This window comes from Rhodococcus chondri, assembly GCF_036327435.1.
In the GTDB taxonomy this organism is placed as follows: domain Bacteria; phylum Actinomycetota; class Actinomycetes; order Mycobacteriales; family Mycobacteriaceae; genus Rhodococcus; species Rhodococcus chondri.
This window is the reverse complement of record NZ_JAUZMZ010000391.1, coordinates 1-719: the sequence shown is the minus strand read 5'-3', so window position 1 is coordinate 719 and position 719 is coordinate 1. Positions and strand designations below refer to the sequence as shown.

The following is a 719-nucleotide window of genomic DNA, read 5'->3' as shown; positions in this document are numbered from 1 at the left end:
TACCTCGAGCGGTTCACCCGCAGGCTCGGGCGAGCAGCCCTCGAACACCTGCGCAGTCGCATCGGCGCCCGAATAGGGGCCGGTGCGACCTTCAACCTTGCTCCGGGCGGGGTTTACCTAGCCACCCCGGTCACCCGGGGTGCTGGTGCGCTCTTACCGCACCGTTTCACCCTCACCTGCCCCGTAGGGCAGGCGGTCTGTTTTCTGTGGCACTGTCCCGCGAGTCACCTCGGGTTGCCGTTAGCAACCGCCCTGCTCTGTGGAGTCCGGACTTTCCTCGATTCAGGGCCTGACACCTACCGGTGCCGGTTCCCTGTCCCGCGGTCGCCCGGCCAACTCGTCCGCATCGAACAGAGTAGCGCTCCGGTGTCGCAGGAGCGAACTACCGTATCCGCATGACCCGATTTGTGGCGCTCTTACGCGGAATCAACGTCGGCGGCATCAGGATCAAGATGACGGACCTGGCAGCGGTTTTCGCAGGCCTCGGTTTCCGCGACGTCGCAACCGTGCTGGCGTCGGGCAACGTGTTGTTCACCGCCGACGCCGCCGACACCGGGGCGTTGAAATCCTTGATCGAACTCGCACTGAAGGACCGATTCGACTACGACGCCTACGTGTTCGTGCTCGAACGTGACCGGGTCGACGCGGTCGTCGCCGCCTACCCGTTCGACGAGGATCTCGTCGACCGGCACTCCTACGTGGTCTTCGCCGCCGACAGG

The 719-nt window shown here is 65.1% G+C and carries 1 protein-coding gene and 1 other RNA gene; one reads left to right on the top strand and one right to left on the bottom strand.

The window, feature by feature from the left end:
• An RNA gene (gene rnpB / locus Q8814_RS26345) (RNase P RNA component class A) lies at positions 1-340 on the bottom strand; the annotation flags it as partial.
• 55 nt (positions 341-395) lie between these two features.
• On the opposite strand from rnpB, the gene Q8814_RS26340 reads away from it, so the two are divergent.
• The coding region (locus Q8814_RS26340) for a DUF1697 domain-containing protein (protein ID WP_330154855.1) at positions 396-719 on the top strand (324 nt) is incomplete at its 3' end.